The organism is Pantoea sp. MQR6 (genome assembly GCF_022761075.1).
Classification (GTDB): Bacteria; Pseudomonadota; Gammaproteobacteria; order Enterobacterales; family Enterobacteriaceae; genus Pantoea; species Pantoea phytostimulans.
On record NZ_JAKYXB010000001.1, the window covers coordinates 2,140,741 to 2,159,141 of the forward strand.

The 18,401-nt window shown below is 51.9% G+C and carries 17 protein-coding genes; 5 read left to right on the forward strand and 12 right to left on the reverse strand.

Annotated features, from left to right (window positions below; translation table 11 throughout):
* Positions 1-163: 163 nt before the first annotated feature.
* The 8 genes from MUG06_RS10080 to proB all read right to left on the reverse strand — a co-directional run bounded on the left by MUG06_RS10080 (position 164) and on the right by proB (position 7,583).
* Positions 164-1,912, reverse strand: coding sequence for a glycosyl hydrolase family 28-related protein (locus tag MUG06_RS10080; protein WP_243078453.1), 1,749 nt, complete (start codon positions 1,910-1,912; stop codon positions 164-166).
* 205 nt (positions 1,913-2,117) lie between these two features.
* A complete protein-coding gene (locus MUG06_RS10085; RefSeq protein ID WP_215847508.1) occupies positions 2,118-2,411 on the reverse strand; it encodes a hypothetical protein in 294 nt (97 codons plus the stop codon).
* The gene (locus MUG06_RS10090; RefSeq protein ID WP_243078454.1) at positions 2,408-2,755 is read right to left on the reverse strand and encodes a hypothetical protein; all 348 of its coding nucleotides are present in this window, start codon (positions 2,753-2,755) and stop codon (positions 2,408-2,410) included. Before MUG06_RS10090 ends, MUG06_RS10085 begins: the two co-directional genes overlap by 4 nt.
* On the reverse strand, positions 2,752-3,219 hold the full coding sequence (locus tag MUG06_RS10095) for a glycoside hydrolase family protein (RefSeq protein ID WP_243078455.1): 468 nt from the start codon (positions 3,217-3,219) through the stop codon (positions 2,752-2,754). Before MUG06_RS10095 ends, MUG06_RS10090 begins: the two co-directional genes overlap by 4 nt.
* 200 nt (positions 3,220-3,419) lie before the next feature.
* Positions 3,420-3,698, reverse strand: a complete 279-nt coding sequence (locus MUG06_RS10100) for a hypothetical protein (RefSeq protein ID WP_215847509.1) — start codon at positions 3,696-3,698, stop codon at positions 3,420-3,422.
* 425 nt (positions 3,699-4,123) lie between these two features.
* A complete protein-coding gene (locus MUG06_RS10105; protein ID WP_215847510.1) occupies positions 4,124-4,855 on the reverse strand; it encodes a S24 family peptidase in 732 nt (243 codons plus the stop codon).
* Between the two features lie 360 nt (positions 4,856-5,215).
* Positions 5,216-6,469, reverse strand: a complete 1,254-nt coding sequence (gene proA, locus MUG06_RS10110) for a glutamate-5-semialdehyde dehydrogenase (RefSeq protein WP_243078456.1) — start codon at positions 6,467-6,469, stop codon at positions 5,216-5,218.
* 10 nt (positions 6,470-6,479) lie between these two features.
* Positions 6,480-7,583: a glutamate 5-kinase gene (gene proB / locus MUG06_RS10115; RefSeq protein WP_215847511.1), complete on the reverse strand. Its 1,104-nt coding sequence runs from the start codon at positions 7,581-7,583 to the stop codon at positions 6,480-6,482.
* A gap of 240 nt (positions 7,584-7,823) precedes the next feature.
* On the opposite strand from proB, the gene ompC reads away from it, so the two are divergent.
* Positions 7,824-8,945: a porin OmpC gene (gene ompC / locus MUG06_RS10120; protein ID WP_243078457.1), complete on the forward strand. Its 1,122-nt coding sequence runs from the start codon at positions 7,824-7,826 to the stop codon at positions 8,943-8,945.
* A gap of 108 nt (positions 8,946-9,053) precedes the next feature.
* Here ompC and crl read toward each other — a convergent pair whose 3' ends face one another.
* From crl to gpt, 3 genes are all read right to left on the reverse strand, one after another.
* Positions 9,054-9,455 carry a sigma factor-binding protein Crl gene (gene crl, locus MUG06_RS10125; protein WP_215847513.1) on the reverse strand — a complete coding sequence of 134 codons (402 nt, stop codon included), beginning with the start codon at positions 9,453-9,455 and terminating at the stop codon, positions 9,054-9,056.
* Between the two features lie 60 nt (positions 9,456-9,515).
* The gene (frsA, locus tag MUG06_RS10130) at positions 9,516-10,766 is read right to left on the reverse strand and encodes an esterase FrsA (protein WP_243078458.1); all 1,251 of its coding nucleotides are present in this window, start codon (positions 10,764-10,766) and stop codon (positions 9,516-9,518) included.
* Positions 10,767-10,882: 116 nt separating this feature from the next.
* A complete protein-coding gene (gene gpt, locus MUG06_RS10135; RefSeq protein WP_215847515.1) occupies positions 10,883-11,341 on the reverse strand; it encodes a xanthine phosphoribosyltransferase in 459 nt (152 codons plus the stop codon).
* A gap of 256 nt (positions 11,342-11,597) precedes the next feature.
* On the opposite strand from gpt, the gene pepD reads away from it, so the two are divergent.
* The 4 genes from pepD to MUG06_RS10155 all read left to right on the forward strand — a co-directional run bounded on the left by pepD (position 11,598) and on the right by MUG06_RS10155 (position 16,944).
* On the forward strand, positions 11,598-13,055 hold the full coding sequence (pepD, locus tag MUG06_RS10140) for a beta-Ala-His dipeptidase (protein WP_243078459.1): 1,458 nt from the start codon (positions 11,598-11,600) through the stop codon (positions 13,053-13,055).
* A gap of 260 nt (positions 13,056-13,315) precedes the next feature.
* Positions 13,316-14,821, forward strand: a complete 1,506-nt coding sequence (locus MUG06_RS10145; RefSeq protein WP_243078460.1) for a sugar ABC transporter ATP-binding protein — start codon at positions 13,316-13,318, stop codon at positions 14,819-14,821.
* A complete protein-coding gene (locus MUG06_RS10150) occupies positions 14,818-15,819 on the forward strand; it encodes an ABC transporter permease (RefSeq protein WP_215847517.1) in 1,002 nt (333 codons plus the stop codon). Before MUG06_RS10145 ends, MUG06_RS10150 begins: the two co-directional genes overlap by 4 nt.
* A 57-nt stretch (positions 15,820-15,876) precedes the next feature.
* Positions 15,877-16,944, forward strand: coding sequence for a sugar ABC transporter substrate-binding protein (locus MUG06_RS10155; protein ID WP_243078461.1), 1,068 nt, complete (start codon positions 15,877-15,879; stop codon positions 16,942-16,944).
* 261 nt (positions 16,945-17,205) lie between these two features.
* On the opposite strand, the gene dinB is transcribed toward MUG06_RS10155, so the two are convergent.
* Complete coding sequence (dinB, locus tag MUG06_RS10160) at positions 17,206-18,261, reverse strand: DNA polymerase IV (protein WP_215847518.1); 1,056 nt, start codon at positions 18,259-18,261, stop codon at positions 17,206-17,208.
* Positions 18,262-18,401: the final 140 nt, after the last annotated feature.

The following is an 18,401-nucleotide window of genomic DNA, read 5'->3' on the forward strand; positions in this document are numbered from 1 at the left end:
CGAGTGCCGTTTTTATCGCCATTTGCAAGGGATTTTGCCTGGAAAGCCTTGTTCTATATGACGAAAGTCCTTTCGTTAGTGTTTGGGATTTCCCTCTCAGGCCACATCAAGCGCACAAAGCAAAAAAGGCGAGGCCGCAGCCTCGCCAAAAACGTGCCGATCATCAATCGTAGTAAGCGACCTTGCGGTCAACGCCGTTGATATTGACCAACACAAAGCCCGTTGGCGTCGTTTTATTCGTCGGTGTACCCGCGGTCGTCGCGAGCGTAAGTACACCTTTCTCATTGGCACCAATACCGGCCAATCCATTATGCAAACCGAAGCGTGCCGCCGGTTTCAACGTGCCCATTGTAGTGGTATCGGTCACTACAGAAAGATCAGACTGGAACAGCGAGCAGGAGCCCGTATCAAAGCGCGTCGGCCCCGTATTTTTGAGGTTAAACATGGTGTCACCGCTGTTGGCTTTCAGCTTCACCCATACCACTGCATACGTTGTTCCAACCCGGCCATAGCGGATATCCTGCACTGCTGGCTGCCCCATGTGGCAAGCATCAGCCCACACGGTTTCCAGTCGTTGCAAATTAATCCAGGTTTTACCGGTACCGGAGAGATTCACCGGCGATCCTGCAGTGCCTGAAGGCGTAGTGGCATCCGCTTTACCAATCAGCTCTATCACCCATTGCTGATTTGCGTTGGGGAAAAAGAACTGGCCGAGTCGATACCAGTTATCCGTCGCGGTGTTATTCGTGACTTTATAGCCACTGAAATACCCTGCACGCAGCGAACCCGTCATATAGCTGCCGAAGCTTTCATCGCGGCGGAAACCATATTCAAAGGTGGATAACCATTTACCGGCGACCAGGTCATTACTGATTTTTGCACCGGATTGCAGGTTAATCTGACGCATCACAACACGCGCATTGTTGAGGTTGAAAGCAGAGCTACAGTCCTCAATGTTTAACGTATCGATCGTCCAGCCGCCATCAGAGAGATCGCCCGGGTTACGCGTATGTTCAATCCACACATTGCGCATAATCCCCTGCGTGACGCGTGGCATATACAGCGTGGCGTCACCATAACCGGTCTGGAAATTGGCGTTGCTTAATTCAATCGCGGTTGAGTGATCCCAAACACCGTTCGGCGAGTTTGACCAGCCCACATCAAAAACGCGCGAATAGGTATTCAGCGAATAGATCTGGTCAAACTTGCTGTCGAGCGTATCGAGAATTTTGATGACGGTGCCGCCGGTACCCTGCGCGCGGAAACAGCTGATATTGACCGTCTCTCCTTCTATACAGGTATTTTCGAAGAACGGTTGCACGTTGCTGCACATCTCGGCGGTGATGGTGCTTTTGTTGGTAGTAATATCTGCGCTGGCCTGACCATTCCAGGTAATGCCTTTGATGGCTGTGCGGCGCGCCTTTACCTTGAACACTGGACTGGCACTTTTATTTGAAACAATGGTCGTGCGCGGAAGCGATCCCAACTCCAGGTCATCACCCAACAAGCCAAAAAAGGCAATTTCTGAGGCGCTGAGATCAATGGGCGAAATTAAAAACTTACCACCAGGAAAACGAACCGGGAGATCCTTTATATTGGTGTTGTATGTCTGCGTCCAGGTCAACATACGGTTAAAGGCGTCGGTATCATCCGTTGTCCCATCGCCTTTGGCACCAAAGTGTAGAATGTTCACTTCCGTAGGATCGTTAATTGCACGCTTCCAGTAGAAACCGCTTCCCACCGCCACCGTGCCGCCATCATCTATCAATGTGGTGGTGCCGGTAAAGCCGACGAAATCGCCGCCGCCACGGAAAGTGGAGTCTTTGTCGTAGTAACGTTTTAAAATCGCTACATCACCAGATTTGGTCGGAGCCGTGGTACGCAGTTCTGCAAAAGAGTTAACTTCGATCATGGTATCCTCCTCAGGATGTTTTAGATTAAACGCTGTTTATCAGCGAGTTACTTCGATTTGGCCGCTTGGCCGCATAAGGTGTCCCACATGTCGTTGTGGGTATTGATGGCGCGTACGGTTCGGATGTCTATTTTCTGAGCATCGTCACCGTGGGTATGAATGGGGGGAAAAAAGCACGCAGGCAGAGTCGGTGATGGCCACCGGCTCAGGGTTGGTTGTATTTCGACTGCTGCAACTTGTCGCGAGCAGCAGCGTCATCAAGGTTACTGTTTTCAGTTTCCACACGGTTCGCCTCCTCACGGTTCTGTTGTTGTTGATGGGCAATATCTGCCACGCGCTCGGCTTCTTTATGCGCGCTGTCGACATCGGATTTTGCTTTTTGCTGCACCTTGCCGATTTTCTTACCGCCAAAATAGCTGGCACCTAGCGCAGCGATAATCGCGCCCAGCGCAGCTAACCAGTGCCAACCGCCGCCCAGCAATGTGGAAAGAAAAGTCATGATTTGATCCCCTCCACCTGACGCTTCTCATTCAGCAATGTTTTTTGACGAACAAATTGCGCAATAACCCCCATCGCCACCATGAAAGCGCCGATAAGACCGAGATAGTTATGGGGAAGAATCGACTTAACGTCTTCCGGCAAGGTGTTCCATGCATCCAGCGCCGATGACGGAAAAGATTGCACCCAGGCACTGAGCATTGAGCCAAGCGAAGCCAGCCAAACCGACCAGGTTTTAAATAACAGCCGTGCATGTGAAACAAACTGAAGGGTGGTAAAACGTTGTAAAAGCAAGACGATGATAATGACTGAGAGCACGGCGATAAGAAAAAGTAACCATTTCATAGCAGCCCCCTGTAGACGTCATAAGTGCCGGTACGCATCACTTCAGCATGACGACGTGCGCGTCCTGGAGTTTGACGTGCCCACAAGCTGGTAAGCATGGCGTTAGCCGCCTCAGCAAAGTTCTCTTCAGCAATGGCGTTAAGCATATTTTTGAACTGACTGACGCCATCTACCCCCAATTGATACGCCATGCTTAGCAACACATCTGTTCGCGCCTCGTTGCAATTTGCTAAAGCGCGCTTGATCGGCTCACGTGCCTGCATTTCCTGAATTTTGTTTTCCAGGATGCACTGCTTCCACACATCACCTACGCGGCGCGGCACACGAAACGCATAGTTACTGAGTGATGCACCTTTTGGCCCGATGCGAATTCCCCCGGCGACAGTCGGAAAACCGAGCGTGTCGAAATAAGGGGTATCCACGTAGCCTTCCTCAAAATTCAGCACTGCAATAATCTGACTCATAAAAACTCCTCAATGACGGCACAGGCAACTCAGGCCCTGCGAAACTAAACACATAACAACCACTGATCAGTACCAAAGTAAGCGCAGCAGCAGATAGTGCTGAAGCTGCAGAGGAACTGAAGAGTAGGGAAAAAAATTGCGTCCAGCGAAAACTGGAAAATGGCAGGAGCCGGGTGTTCAAAGGATGAGATTTTTACTGCTCAGCGGACGGCGTAGAGATGAACGTGCGGCAGGCAGCAATTATCAAAAGAAGGTGTTTCTTGGTTTTGCGAACGCGGCGCAGTGATTGCGCGGTCCACGCGAGGTGTAACCTGACGCTGACATATCTGTTCTGCGCGTCGAAGGGAAAGGGTTTCAGGTTCGTAATTCAGCGCCTGGTCGATACTCTGCTTCAGACGGCTGAGAGGTTGGCGTCGCCGATGGCGACGAGTGCGTGCATTGCCCGTAAAAACGCTTTTGCCATAGTGGATAATCGCCATAACTCCTCCTGTGAATGAGTCTTTGGCGATGGGGTGGCAGGCGCGAGCTTTCGGCGTACCGAACGGGCCCGAATACCGCTGTTAACGCTCACACGCTTACCACCTGACTGAATAAACAGTCAGGTGGAAGGCAAGGTAAGGGAAACAGACGGCATCTGACGACGCTGCATTTTGCGCATCCACCCCATCCCAAAGTTCACTGACTTTTGGGTGGTATGATTCGCGCTTGTGCAGCGCCTCAATTGTTTAAGAGCGGCTCATCCCTGAGAAAACAACTTCGTTCGTCCATGCTCAAATTATTAACAGGTTCTTATGCTTTATCAAACACTGACAGTTAATTTTTTATTTACTATTGGTTAAATTTTTGAATTTATGTCGATTATTTTTTTCGACGTCTTATTGGAAAAGCGGGTTTGAGAGTCTGGCTAGCCCAAAATTTGATATTGCCTTGCCTGACTCATGATGACTTTTGCCAACACTTTTAGGCTTTCGACTTCGTCACGGTTGAGATACCAAGTCTCGTAGCGCTTATTGTCTGAAATAACAGCAATTTTGCGATGCTGTAGCTGAAGCCTTTTCAGGTACAGCTGGTCATCCAACGTAAAAATGTAGATACCATCACCGTCGAACCTGCGCACGCTGATATCAACAAACAGCTGATCGCGCGGGGCAAAGGTATCCGCCATTGAGTCGTTATTAACAGCGATCAGCCGAATATTCTCAGCTGGGCGCCCATTGAATAACACCCGCGCCTCATCCTGACCGTATTCGATCGCGTGAATTGTCTCGACAAATTCATCCCGGGCCTGAATACCTGCCGCCGTTTTTTGACCAATATCGAGGCTGTCTACTCGGAAAACATTTTTATGGCTAGCCCACGCGCTTAACGACGGCGGTTCAGGCGCCTGTTCCATGCCAAACTGTAACCACTCAACCCTGACCCCAAGCAGACGGCTGAGTGCCAGCAAATTGCCGTTATCCGGCACTGACTGCGCGTTAAACCACTTCCACACCCCCGGCGTTGATATTTGACAGCCCTGCTCTTTTAACGCCTTAGCAACCTGTTTGTTTCGTCCGTGTCCGACAATGCCAGCGCTTTCGCAAGCGGCGATGAGCCTGGCGGTGAAAGCTTGTCTCGTACTTTCTTTTTTAACCATCAGTTAATAATCAGCCATTGAAGAGGTACTGGATGTTATTTTCATTATTGCTACCAGTTCATTTTATATTACCGTCCGTTTACTACCTAACCGGTTTCTCAAGCATTTCTAATTATCATTATCTCCTTCACCTTTGAGCGCGCCAAAAAATATCACTTAACAGCCGCTACCACCGGGGCTTTCAAGAATGTTCCGTAAGGAATTGCGTAAAATTCATCCGCTGTTCATCCCTCACTGGACGCGCTTAATCGATAAAATAATTTTTAGTTACTAAAGCTCTACAAATAGCTGGATCGAAAATGAAGGCATAAAAAAAACGGGAGCCTGAAAAGACTCCCGTTTTGTTAAGAAAAATGGATGTTAGGCACGCAGCGTGTCGTCGCCCCAGGCAATCCATTTATAGGTGGTTAATGCTTCTAAACCCATCGGTCCGCGAGCGTGCAGTTTCTGTGTGCTAACCGCAACTTCTGCGCCAAGTCCAAACTGTCCGCCATCGGTGAATCGGGTGCTGGCGTTAACGTACACCGCTGAGGAATCCACCTGCTTCACAAAGCGTGTCGCGTTTTTAGTACTGCGCGTCAGAATGGCGTCGGAGTGCTGCGTGCCGTGAGTGCGGATGTGATCAATCGCTTCATCCATATCAGCCACCAGCTTGACGTTCAAATCCAGTGATAACCATTCATCATCATAATTGCCTGGCTGAATCGTTGTGACGCGCGCCGGACCTTGCTGTAATTGCGCAAACACGTTTTCATCAGCGTGCAGTGGGATATCTTCTTGCGCCATGCGGGCAGTGAATGCAGGCAAGAAGCGATCGGCAATCGCGCGATCCACCAACAGCGTTTCCAGTGAATTACAGGCGCTTGGCCGCTGCTTTTTGGCATTAACAATCACGTCAAGCGCTGGCTCAATCTCCATGGTTTCATCAATATAAATATGACAAACGCCAATGCCGCCCGTAATCACCGGGATAGTGGAGTTTTCACGACACAGTTTATGCAAGCCCGCTCCGCCGCGTGGAATCAGCATGTCTACATAGCGATCCAGCTTCAGTAGCTGATTAACCAACTCACGATCAGGATTTTCGATCGCCTGGACTGCTGCAGCCGGTAAACCGTGCTGCTGCAACGCGTTTTGGATTACGCGAACCGTGGCAGCATTAGTACGCCAGGTTTCTTTCCCGCCGCGCAGAATCGCTGCATTGCCGGTTTTTAAACAGAGGCTGGCCACATCTACCGTCACGTTCGGACGCGCTTCATATATCACGCCCACCACGCCTAACGGCACGCGGCGACGTTCAATGCGCAAGCCGCTGTCAAGTTGACCGCCATCCATCAGCTGCCCTACCGGATCGGCTAGCTGGCACACCTGGCGTACATCATTTGCAATGCTGTTCAGACGCTGAGGATTAAGCGTCAGGCGATCAAGCAGCGCGGCGCTCATGCCATTCTGGCGAGCATCGGCCAGATCAGATTCATTGGCTGCCAGAATGTCAGCGCTTTCCGCTTCCAGACGATCCGCGATGGTCATCAGCACCTGATTTTTTTCAGCGGTCGACAGATCGGCCAGCTTATAAGCTGCGGCACGCGCCGCTTTTCCCATTTCTTCTAGCATTGTCCGCTCCTTAACTGACAATCATATCGTCGCGGTGAACCGCCACCGGGCCATATTCATAACCCAGAATTTCACTGATCTGCTGGCTGTGATGCCCGGCAATCATACGTATCGCATCGCTGTTGTAGCGCGAAACGCCATGTGCGATATCGCGCCCCTGCAGGCTGCGAATGCGGATCACTTCGCCACGTGAAAAGTTACCCTGAATGTCACGAATGCCCTTAGGCAATAGGGAACTGCCGCGCTCAAGAATAGCGGAGAGCGCACCATCATCCACGGTGATTTCACCAGCAGGCGGCGCACCAAAGATCCAGCGCTTACGGTTTTCCAACGGAGATTGTTGGGCATGGAACAGGGTACCGACCGGCTTGCCATCTATCACATCAGCGATGACACCGCTGCGGCTGCCAGCGGCGATGATCACATCAATCCCCGCGCGACAGGCAACGTCAGCAGCCTGAAGCTTGGTCGACATTCCGCCCGTTCCTAACCCCGACACGCTGCCACCGGCCAGCGAACGCAGTGCATCATCAATAACATGCACATCGCTGATCAATTCAGCCTGCGGATTATTGCGCGGATCGGCCGTGAACAATCCTTCTTGATCGGTCAACAGCAGCAGTTTATCTGCGCCGCCCAGCATCGCCGCCAGCGCAGACAAATTATCGTTATCGCCCACTTTGATTTCTGTGGTGGCGACCGCGTCGTTTTCATTGATGACCGGCACGATATGGTTATCCAGCAGTGCGCGCAACATATCGCGAGCATTAAGAAAACGCTCACGATCTTCCATGTCCGCGCGAGTCAGCAACATCTGACCAATATGGATGCCATAAATAGAGAACAGCTGTTCCCACAGTTGAATCAAACGGCTCTGCCCCACCGCAGCCAGCAGCTGCTTTGAGGCGATGGTAGGCGGCAGGTCGGGATAACCAAGATGTTCACGTCCGGCAGCCATCGCGCCAGAAGTGACAATCACAATGCGGTGGCCCGCTGCATGCTGCTGCGCACACTGACGAACCAATTCCACCATGTGCGCTCGATTCAACCGGCGCGATCCGCCGGTAAGAACGCTGGTTCCCAATTTGACCACGAGGGTCTGACTACCACTCATATTTCCTGCCGTAGTGAAAAATTTATGCGAAAGGACGTTTTAACAGGAGTCGTTGAGGAAGCCAACAGCCAGTGGGGGAAAAGCACAAATATCCCCGGGCAATGGCGTAGACCACTTGTTCGTGATTAACAAGAAAACCGGAAAAGTGTCATAAAACTTTCATCACTTATCGGTAAAAAGTCCCTGTTTTACAAAACCTTTCACAGCAAGAAAATTTTAATAACCGGGATTGATAGCAAAATGAAGAAAAGTACACTGGCACTGATCGTCTCTGCTCTGGCTCTCTCTTTTACCGCACAGGCCGCTGAGGTTTTTAATAAGTCAGGTAACAAACTGGATTTCTACGGCAAGGTTAAAGCCGAACACTATATGAGCGATAACGACAGCTCAAACGGCGATAAATCCTATGTGCGTATTGGTTTTAAAGGACAAACGCAGATCAACGATCTGATGACCGGTTATGGCCAGTGGGAATACCAATACAACGTTAATAACTCAGAAGGCAGCGATGCCAACAGCGGCAACAAAACACGACTGGGTTTTGCTGGTCTGAAATTCGCTGATTACGGCTCGGTTGATTATGGCCGCAACTATGGCGTGCTCTATGACGTTGAAGCCTGGACCGATGTGTTCCCCGAATTTGGGGGTGACGGAACCGCGCGTTCCGATAACTTCCTGACTCAACGCGCCACTGGCGTAGCGACTTACCGTAACAACAACTTCTTTGGTTTGGTTGATGGTCTGCGCTTCGCCCTGCAATATCAGGGTAAAAATGATGCTGGCAGCGCGAACGCGCGCGGTAGCGCAACAGATACGGCTCGCCAGAATGGCGACGGCTACGGGGCTTCGTTGGGTTATTCGCTGGGCGACAGTGGCGTGAGCTTAATGAGTGCCATCACCTCATCCGACCGCACTAACCAACAGCAAGCCCGCGCTTACGGCAGTGGTGATAAAGCAGATTCATGGGGCGCTGGCGTTAAATATGATGCCAACAGCGTTTACCTCGCCGCTATTTACACCGAAACCCGTAACATGACGCCCATTAGCGGAACGAACCGTGATACCGGTTTATCGGTTGCGGGTGCCGCAAACAAAGCGCAAAACATTGAATTGGTGGCGCAGTATCAGTTTGATTTCGGCCTGCGTCCTTCCATTGGTTACGTGCAAACCAAAGGCAAAGAGATTGAAAACGGCATCGGTGATGTCGATTTAGTGAAATATATCGATGTGGGCGCAACCTACTATTTCAATAAAAACATGTCAGCTTTTGTTGATTATAAAATCAACCAACTGGATGACGATAACGCGCTCTCCATCAACAATGACGACATCGTTGCCGTGGGTGTGACTTACCAATTCTAAGCTTTTGTCGAAGCCGATGCCTTGGGCTGTTATGCACCCCGCGTAGTGTGAAAATGGCATAAAAAAAGGGCGAGCTATTCAGCTCGCCCTTCTCTCATTCATCCCGCATCAGGCACTTAATTTCACGGGTTTCTCATCAAAACCGCTGGCCGGTTCCAGACCCAACTCGTGGTCTTTCAACATCGCTTTCAGGCGAGTGTGGAAATTACGCAAAGTTTCTTCCACTCGTTGCGTGTTTTCTTTGCCTTTAATCGTCGTCACAGACCAGTCACCTTCTTTATCGAACAGGCCGATATGATAGACATAGGTAAAGTGATCGGCGTGGGCTTCTAATTCCATCCACCAGCCCCAAAATTCACGCAGTTCCGGTGCCGGTTTCACATTGACGCAGGCAGCCAGGCAGTCGAAAAAGAAACGCGTTTCTTCGCATTTTCCTTCGCGGATGTACGGTCCCAGCTCGGTAAAACGCTTAAGCAGGCGACTGCGGGGATGACCACTCGGTAACGTCATGCTAAATCTCCATTAGTTTTGACCGCTAGTAGTTGTAGCAAATACTGTAAATTTTGCCAGTTACCTTTTTAACCGCTTCTCAAGCCAGTCGCAAATTTCATTAAGCGCGCGATCAAAGCTGGCCATCATCGGCGTGACGGGAATCAACATCGCTTTTCCATCAGAAGATGAATTCGCGATCAATTTTGCCTCTTCTTCTGGGCTGAAGAGATCTTTTGACCAGTAACCTGCCAGCATTGGCGTAGGTGTGCGTCGGCCCAGTAAACCTTGGGTTTTCAGCGAATAGCGGTTCAATTCAGTGCGCAGCGCGCTATCAGATGTGGATGACATCCCCAGGCGACTGGCGAGCATATCCATGTACATGTCTGGTACTTCATTTTGCAGCGCCGGCTGCGTAAATAAACTGTGCACTATGGGCCCAAGACACGCTACCGCACGCAACCGCGATGCTTCGAGATACGCCAGCCGCACCGCCACATTGGCACCAAAGCGATATCCAAACGCCGCTACGCGGGTATGATCAACCCAAGGCACGTTTTGCAGCTCGCGCAGCACTTGCTGGTGCAAAAAGCTGGTGTCCTGATTCAGCGTCCATTTCACCGAATACCCCACCGATGGCACATCAATGGTCAACATCGCAATACCACGTGGGGCGAGATAATCATGAAACAGGCGGTAGTGATCGCTTTGCAGTGAATCCAGCGCACCACAAAACAGCACAGTCGGATACGGTGCCTGAACACCAGGCGGCATGTGCAGAAAGCCGTTCACCGGGCTGCCACCACTTATTGGAAATGTCAGCGCCTTCAGTTCACCGGGAAGCCGTTGCGTCGCTTCTTCGTAAGCGCGATTGGCCAGGACTTGGGCCTGATCGGCTAATTCATCACCCTTTATATAAGGATAGGCGGCAAGGCTATAGAGATGTGCAGCGTGCAGCCAGTGTTTACCCGCCAGCTGATCGTCATCTTCAGTTTCCTGCGCTTTTTGCTGCCACTGTGCAGCCTGTTTACACCACTCGTAATTCCAGTTGCCGCTGCGATAGCCAATCACCGTATCCAGCAAGCTCTCATTCGTGTGTTCGACGTTGCTGATGGCGATACGCGCCAGCACTTCGCTGATCTCTTGCGGCGTCAGGCCGCGCCATGTCCACATCAGTTTATTGAGCATGCGATACCAGCCGCGCTGACTGTTACCATCAAGGGTGGAATGCACAGCACGCGTGGCGTGATGTTGACGGCGAACCAGTGAAGAGGTTTCGGGGTGTTTGAAGCGTGGCTTGAACAGCTCTTCGCTTAGGTTGTTGCTCGGCATACAACTTTCTCCTGCGGTAAACGCGGCGATGGCTAAGTGTACTGCACGGCATAACAAGGTGCGAGGCGAAGAAAGCACAACGCCCGGAAAACCGGGCGTTGTTTGTGGTAAATCAATCAGCCTTTGACAATCGGCGGCACATAAACCACGCCCATGTCCCACGGCTGCTCAATCCAGGTATTTTGTGGGATGTCGACAATATAGTCGTCCACCAGTTCACGACCGGCAGGTTTAGCAAAGATGGTGCAGAAACGCGCTTTGGGATACATGTCGCGAATCGCCTGAGCGGTGCCGCCGGTATCAACCAAATCGTCAATGATGATAAAGCCTTCACCATCACCTTCAGCACGCTTCAGAACTTTCATTTCGCGCTGATGATCGTGGTCGTAGCTTGAGATACAGACGGTATCGACATAGCGAATACCCAATTCACGCGCCAGCAGCGAAGCCGGTACCAGACCACCACGGCTGACCGCGATAATGCCTGTCCACTGTTCAACAGGAAGCAGGCGCTGAGCCAGTTTACGGGCATGAATCTGCAGCATGTCCCAGGTAACGACGTATTTTTCGCTCATAATAAATAGGTTCCCAGCCAACAGGATTGGCTTAAAAAATATGCAACGGGGAAAAGGTTGCGCGAGATTATAAGGATATGACGCGCTAAAAACCAGCACCCGCGCACTGGTTGCCGGTTTTTAGTGCGTCTGATTGCACACCCAACTATAAACAGTGATATTCTCGGGTCCATCTCGTCAGATTCTCTGACGGCGATCTTTCACTGGAAACTCGCGCCCTCTGGTACATCCGGCGCACTGACACAGGAGACTTGTCGTGTCTGAATTGTCTCAACTTTCGCCACAGCCGCTGTGGGATATTTTCGCTAAGATCTGCTCGATTCCGCACCCTTCTTTCCATGAGGAAGCACTCGCCTCCTACATCGTTGGCTGGGCTAAAGAACAAGGTTTCTGGTGTGAACGCGACGCAGTCGGCAACATCCTGATTCGCAAACCCGCCACCGCTGGGCTGGAAAATCGCAAGCCGGTCGCGCTGCAGGCGCATCTTGATATGGTGCCGCAGAAAAACAACGACACCGTTCACGACTTCACCAAAGATCCGATTCAACCCTATGTTGATGGCGAATGGGTGAAAGCGCGCGGTACCACGCTGGGTGCGGATAATGGCATTGGTATGGCATCAGCGCTGGCGGTATTGGCAGATAACACGCTGACTCACGGCCCGCTGGAAGTGCTGCTGACCATGACCGAAGAAACCGGCATGGATGGCGCATTTGGCCTGCAACCGAACTGGTTGCAAGCGGACATCCTGATCAACACCGACTCTGAAGAAGAGGGTGAGATCTACATGGGCTGCGCGGGGGGTATTGATTTCATTACTACGCTGCCGCTGACGCGTGAAGCAGTTCCCGCAGATTTCGAAACCCTGAAAATGACGCTTAAGGGCCTGAAAGGCGGTCACTCCGGTGCCGACATTCACTTAGGTCTGGGCAATGCCAACAAACTGCTGGCGCGTTTTCTGGCTTCGCATGCGTCAGAGCTGGATGTGCGTCTGGTGGAATTCACCGGCGGCACCTTGCGTAACGCCATCCCACGTGAAGCTTTCGCCACGCTGGCCATTGAAAGCCACAAGGTTGATGCCCTGAAAGCGGCCGCTGCGCATTTTCTTTCTGCACTGCAGAACGAACATGGCGTAAAAGAGAAGAACATTGCATTGGTTACCGAGCCGCTGGCGCATCAAGGCCAGGCGCTGACCGCTGACAGCCGTGATCGCTTCCTGAACTTGTTGAACAGCACACCAAACGGTGTGATTCGCAACTCTGACGTGGCCATTGGCGTGGTTGAAACCTCACTGAACATTGGTGTAGTGACGATGGACGCTGATAAAGCTGAAATCAACTGCCTGATCCGTTCATTGATCGATACCGGTCGCGATTACGTGGTGCAGATGCTGACCTCGCTTGGCAAATTGGCTGGTGCGCAGACGATGCCGAAAGGCGGCTATCCGGGCTGGCAGCCAGACGCAGATTCGCCGATCATGGCGCTGACCCGTCAAACCTACATTGCGCTGTTCGACAAGACGCCAAATATTCAGGTGATTCATGCAGGTCTGGAATGTGGTTTGTTCAAGAAGCCCTATCCAAACATGGATATGGTTTCTATTGGGCCAACCATCACCGGGCCGCACTCGCCAGACGAACAGGTTCATATCGAAAGCGTGGGCCTGTACTGGAAGTTGCTGACAACCTTGTTGAATGTGATTCCAGAAAAGTAATTTCGTTACAAAATAATCAACCAGGCTACGGCCTGGTTTTTTTATGCCTGCGCGTCAGAAGCAGCATAAAACGCTGCGTTAATGCGTCTCCCCACCTTAAATCACCAGCTTACAACGCCCAACCAGTTATAGCCGCCATTATGTCCAGATGTCTGGATGGCTAATAAGATTTTGTGCTAGCTTATGCGCTTTCGACTGTTGCTGCGCCTGATACTTCAGGAAAAAATGCGGCCAGTTATTTCTTATGGAGACTTCCTTCAATGCGCGTGTTAAACCGCCTTGAGATGCGTAACATCTCCATCGCCTTCGGCGGATTCGCCGCGTTGACGCAGGTAGATTTTGTCAGTGAAGGTCATTCCGTTCATGCGCTGACGGGTGCCAACGGCGCAGGAAAATCAACGTTAATGGCGGTGTTGTCTGGCGCACATAGCCATTACAGCGGTGAAATTTTGCTGGATGGTCAGCCGGTGTCGATTCGCAGCCCGCGTGATGCCAAACAGCTCGGTATTCACCTGGTGCAGCAGGAAGTTGATGTGGCGCTGGTGCCGCAGTTAAGCGTGGCGGAGAACATTCTGTTAGATCAGCTGGCGGAGCCGGGACACGCTTATCGCTGGGGTGAAATTCGTCGACGGGCTCGCGCCCTGCTCGCTCAGCTCGATGTGGCGATTGACGTCAATCGTCTGGTTGAGCGCTGTTCGCTTGCTGAAAAGCAGCAGATTTTGCTGGCGCGCGCGTTGTCGCATCACTGCCGTTTCCTGATTCTGGACGAACCTACCGCGCCATTGGACCAACACGAAAGCGAGCGTCTGTTCAACGTTGTGCGCCGCTTGCAGACCAGTGGGATGGGTGTGGTGTTTATTTCCCACCGTATTCACGAATTGAAAGCGATTTGCGATCGCCTGACGGTGCTGCGCGATGGCTGCCTGATCGAAAGCGCTCCAATGGCAACGCTGAGCGGTGAGCAAATCGTCGAAAAAATGTTGGGTCATCAACTCACCGATATATATCCAGCCCGGCGTGAACGCCAGCACCAGCCCGTGTTGCTGGCAATTGAAGGTCTGCATGATGAGCGGTTGCTGCAAGACATTTCGCTACGCTTGCATAAAGGCGAGATTCTTGGCATTGCAGGCCTGGCGGGCGCGGGCAAAACCGAACTGTGCAAAGCGCTGTTTGGTGCCAGTAAAAGCCGCATCACGCGTGGTGAACTGCACGGCAAAGCCTGGAAACCCACATCGCCCTATGATTCCGTGTCGCAGCGTATGGCGCTGGTGCCGGAAGAGCGACGTAAAGAAGGGATTTTTATTGATGAATCCGTCGCGATGAATCTGAGCGTAAGCGCTGACAGTAGCTTTTCCCGCTGGAGCCTGTTTGGTCATCGTCAGGCGTGGCGTTGGGCAGAAGAGATTATTCGCCGCCTCAACGTGCGCACCACCGGCCCGGCGCAAACGCTGCGTCGCCTTTCAGGCGGCAACCAGCAAAAAGTGGCTATCGGTAAATGGCTGCGTAACAACGCAGACGTACTGATTTTTGATGAGCCGACCAAAGGTGTCGACATCAAAGCCAAAACCGAACTCTTTACCCTGATTGATGGCCTGGCGCGTGAAGGCAAAGGTGTTATCTACGCGTCGGGTGAATTTTCTGAACTGGTCGGCTTATGCGACCGCATTTGTGTACTTTGGGACGGACGCATCGTGGCAGAACTGGACACGCGTGAGGTCACAGAAGAGACGCTTTTGCTTTATTCCACCGGAGGAACCCCAGCGTGAGCAGTAAAGAACTATCCCTGAATCCCGCGTCGCCTTCGCTGCGCCATCGCCTGTTCGATTTCCTCTATAAGTGGGGCATGTTACTGACGGTAGTGATCCTGATCGCCGCCTTTGGTCTGGCATCTGACAGCTTTCTCGATCCCAATAACATCATCAATATTTTGCGATCCATTGCGATCGTGACGGTGATTGCTGTTGGCGTATCGATCTCGTTGACCATTGGCGGCTTTGATCTTTCTGTTGGCGCAACCGCCTCACTGGCCAATGCGCTGGTCATCTCGCTGTTCGTTTGGTACGGCTTCAACACCACCGAAGCGATCGTCATCACCCTGGCGCTTTGTACGCTGGTGGGTCTGTTTAACGCTTTTCTGATCGTTATTCTGCGCATTCCAGACATGCTCGCCACACTGGCAACGCTGTTTGTGATTCAGGGCGTGGCGATGACTTACAGCTTTGGCGGCTCGATCACCGAGAACATGGTGTTGCCCAGCGGCGATATGGCGGAAGGCACCATTCCCGCGGCTTTTGGCCTGCTTGGCCAGGTTCCGACCATTGTGATCATCATGTTAGTGGTGACGGTCGTGGCACAGTTGGCGATGTCACTGACTAAGCATGGGCGACGCATGTACGCATTGGGCGGCAATCCTGAAGCGGCGCGCCTTTCCGGTATTCGCACCACGCGCTATCGCGTGCTGGCTTACGTTATTGCCTCGCTGCTGGCAGGACTGGGTGGCATTTTGCTGGCCTCACGTATCGGCTCATCCCAAGTCAATGCGGGTAGCGGCTATCTGATGGATGCCGTTGCGGCAGCCTGGATTGGCCTTTCGCTGGCCGGTTCGGGTAAACCCAACGCCTTGGGCACGCTGGTCGGTGCGGTCATTCTGGGCGTATTGCAAAACGGTTTAGTGATGCTGTCGGTGCCCTATTACGCCATGGATATCATTAAAGGCTTAGTGCTGGCGTTAGCCTTGGCGATGACTTACATGCAGCGCCGCTGAGGCGCGCATTCTTACTGAATTAACGGGCCTAAATTTATCCTTTTGGAGTTAACAATAATGAAAAAAATCACGCTCTCGCTGCTGGCTGTAAGCCTGCTGAATACCAGCGCTGTATTTGCCGCCACCGTGACGCCGGTTCCTGCTGTTATCGCTAATCACGACGGTCCGATCCGCATCGCAGTAATCCGTAACCTGGGTTCCGATGACAACACCACGCAGTTTGTGGCTGGTGCAATTCAGGAAGGTCGCAAGCTGGGCTTTAAGGTCAGTACCTTTCTGAGCAATGGCGATGATGCGCGTTTTCAGGATTTCGTTAATCAGGCGATCAGCCAAAAATATGACGGCATTATCCTGTCGCACGGTAAAGCGCCCTATGCCAACGGTTTGGTGAAGCGCATCGCTGATTCCGGCATCAAGCTTTCCGTCTTCGATACGCCGGTTGATTCGCCGATTAACGGCGTTACCGTGACAGCGCAGGATGATGCTTCTCTGGCACAGTTGTCGCTGGAGCAGGTAATCAAAGATTTCAACGGTAAAGCGAATATCGTTAAGCTTTGGGTGGCCGGATTCCCCGCAATGGAACGTCGTCAGGTGGTGTATGAAAAATTACTGAAAGCCAACCCGGGCATTCATCAATTGGAATCGATTGGTGCGGTTTCTACGGACGTACAGGGCGATACCGCCAATAAAATCGGCGCTATTCTGGCGAAGTATCCAAAAGGTCAGATTGATGCCATTTGGGGCGCATGGGATGCCTTTAGTCAGGGCGCATACAAAGCGCTGCAGGAAAATGGTCGTACCGAGATCAAGCTGTACAGCATTGACGTCTCAAACCAGGATTTGCAGTTGATGCGTGAGAAAGGCAGCCCGTGGGTGCAAACGTTCGCGGTGGATCCAAAAACCATTGGCGCCGTGAATATGCGTCTGGTGGCGAAGAAGATTGCCGGTGAAGAAACGCCCGCGACTTACGAATTTAAAGCCGCTTCGATTTCTCAGCAGCAGCTCAACAGTCAGCAAGGTGCGGTTAACGTGGCTTCGCTGAACAAAATCATTCCGGGCTGGGGCAGCAACGACGATTTCGTTGCACCGTGGTTTGCCACGCTGGAAGCGAAATATAAGAAGTAAGAAGTCGTTTGTCCCTCCCTGGTCTTATTGAGTCCGGGGTCGTTTGTCCCCATCCCGGCCTTCCCCCGTTTTGACAGGGGAAGGAGACGCTGCCACATGCAGCTTAAATACTCACATAAAGCAGCATCTTCCTCCCCCATTTATGGGGGAGGACTGAGGTGGGGGACAAACGGCCTCGCACTTATAGGGACCAAGATGGGAAATAAACGACGCCTAACCTAAAGAGATTAGGATGAGGGACAGCGCGCGCATTCCCCTAAACTACAAACCCAACAGCAACTGCCGTTCAAGCTGCGGATCCACCAGCGTGACGTGCAATCCCACCAGCCGAACGCCTCTTCCCGCCCGTCGCTCGTCCCAGGTTTTACGCGCCACCGCAATCATATCTTCCTTGTTCAGCACCGGCCAAATGTGTTCCTGCGTCGTCTGCTGGAAATCGTTAAATTTTAATTTAACGCCCTGACGAGCGATTAATTTATCGGGTCGGATCTGCGTCAAACGGCGATCCAGTTCCTCATAGAGATAATCGATGATGGTCAGGCAGGCTTCCCAACTCTCAATATCCTCCGCCAGCGTTCTTTCTACGCCCAGCGACTTGCGTTCACGCTCCACCACCACGCCACGTTCATCAATGCCGTTGCTGCGCTCCCAAAGAATGCGACCAAACTTACCGAACCGCTTTAACAGTTGCGCCAAATCTGCTTTCTGCACATCGCCGCAGGTATGCAGGCCCATCTCTTCCAACTTCTTTGCGGACACCTTGCCCACACCGGGAATTTTTGCCAGCGGTAATGTCAATAAAAACCCCGCCATCTCTGGCGGTGTAATCACATATTGCCCGTCTGGCTTATTCAAATCGGAAGCAATCTTGGCGAGAAATTTAATCGGCGCAATGCCCGCAGACGCGGTTAACTGGGTTTCACGATAGATTGTGGCGCGGATATCTTTAGCGATCAGCGTAGCGGAGCCGTGACAGTGCAGGCTGTCGGTGACATCTAAATAGGCTTCATCCAGGGAAAGCGGTTCAATGAGCGGGGTATAACGCAAGAAGATGTCGCGAATTTGCGCTGATGCTTCTTTATAAGCAGCAAAGCGGCCCGGTAACAGGCGTAAATGAGGGCATAATTTCAGCGCCATTCCGGTAGGCATTGCGCTACGCACACCATATTTTCGGGCAGGATAGTTGGCGGTACTGATTACGCCACGGCGTTCACGGCTACCGCCAATAGCGATAGGGATATCGCGTAATGAGGGATCATCACGCATTTCAACCGCGGCATAAAAGCAGTCCATATCAACATGAATAATCTTGCGCATACCCTCCTCCAATACTGGATAAGTATACAGTCGGCAAAAGTAACTGCAATATTTGTTGAGCGAGGCATTAAAGTTTACAAATTTTTGGCCGTATTCCCTTTAGGAAACTGCCATTTTCCAGGACATAGTCTTGCTAAAAA

Bases quoted from the DNA above. Each gene is read 5' to 3' on its own strand.
- MUG06_RS10145 (WP_243078460.1), top strand. From the start codon at position 13,316: ATGCGCGTGTTAAACCGCCTTGAGATGCGTAACATCTCCATCGCCTTC.
- frsA (WP_243078458.1), bottom strand. From the start codon at position 10,766: ATGCCGAGCAACAACCTAAGCGAAGAGCTGTTCAAGCCACGCTTCAAA.
- proB (WP_215847511.1), bottom strand. From the start codon at position 7,583: ATGAGTGGTAGTCAGACCCTCGTGGTCAAATTGGGAACCAGCGTTCTT.
- proA (WP_243078456.1), bottom strand. From the start codon at position 6,469: ATGCTAGAAGAAATGGGAAAAGCGGCGCGTGCCGCAGCTTATAAGCTG.
- crl (WP_215847513.1), bottom strand. From the start codon at position 9,455: ATGACGTTACCGAGTGGTCATCCCCGCAGTCGCCTGCTTAAGCGTTTT.
- gpt (WP_215847515.1), bottom strand. From the start codon at position 11,341: ATGAGCGAAAAATACGTCGTTACCTGGGACATGCTGCAGATTCATGCC.
- ompC (WP_243078457.1), top strand. From the start codon at position 7,824: ATGAAGAAAAGTACACTGGCACTGATCGTCTCTGCTCTGGCTCTCTCT.
- MUG06_RS10105 (WP_215847510.1), bottom strand. From the start codon at position 4,855: ATGGTTAAAAAAGAAAGTACGAGACAAGCTTTCACCGCCAGGCTCATC.
- MUG06_RS10085 (WP_215847508.1), bottom strand. From the start codon at position 2,411: ATGACTTTTCTTTCCACATTGCTGGGCGGCGGTTGGCACTGGTTAGCT.
- MUG06_RS10100 (WP_215847509.1), bottom strand. From the start codon at position 3,698: ATGGCGATTATCCACTATGGCAAAAGCGTTTTTACGGGCAATGCACGC.
- MUG06_RS10080 (WP_243078453.1), bottom strand. From the start codon at position 1,912: ATGATCGAAGTTAACTCTTTTGCAGAACTGCGTACCACGGCTCCGACC.
- MUG06_RS10095 (WP_243078455.1), bottom strand. From the start codon at position 3,219: ATGAGTCAGATTATTGCAGTGCTGAATTTTGAGGAAGGCTACGTGGAT.
- MUG06_RS10155 (WP_243078461.1), top strand. From the start codon at position 15,877: ATGAAAAAAATCACGCTCTCGCTGCTGGCTGTAAGCCTGCTGAATACC.
- dinB (WP_215847518.1), bottom strand. From the start codon at position 18,261: ATGCGCAAGATTATTCATGTTGATATGGACTGCTTTTATGCCGCGGTT.
- MUG06_RS10090 (WP_243078454.1), bottom strand. From the start codon at position 2,755: ATGAAATGGTTACTTTTTCTTATCGCCGTGCTCTCAGTCATTATCATC.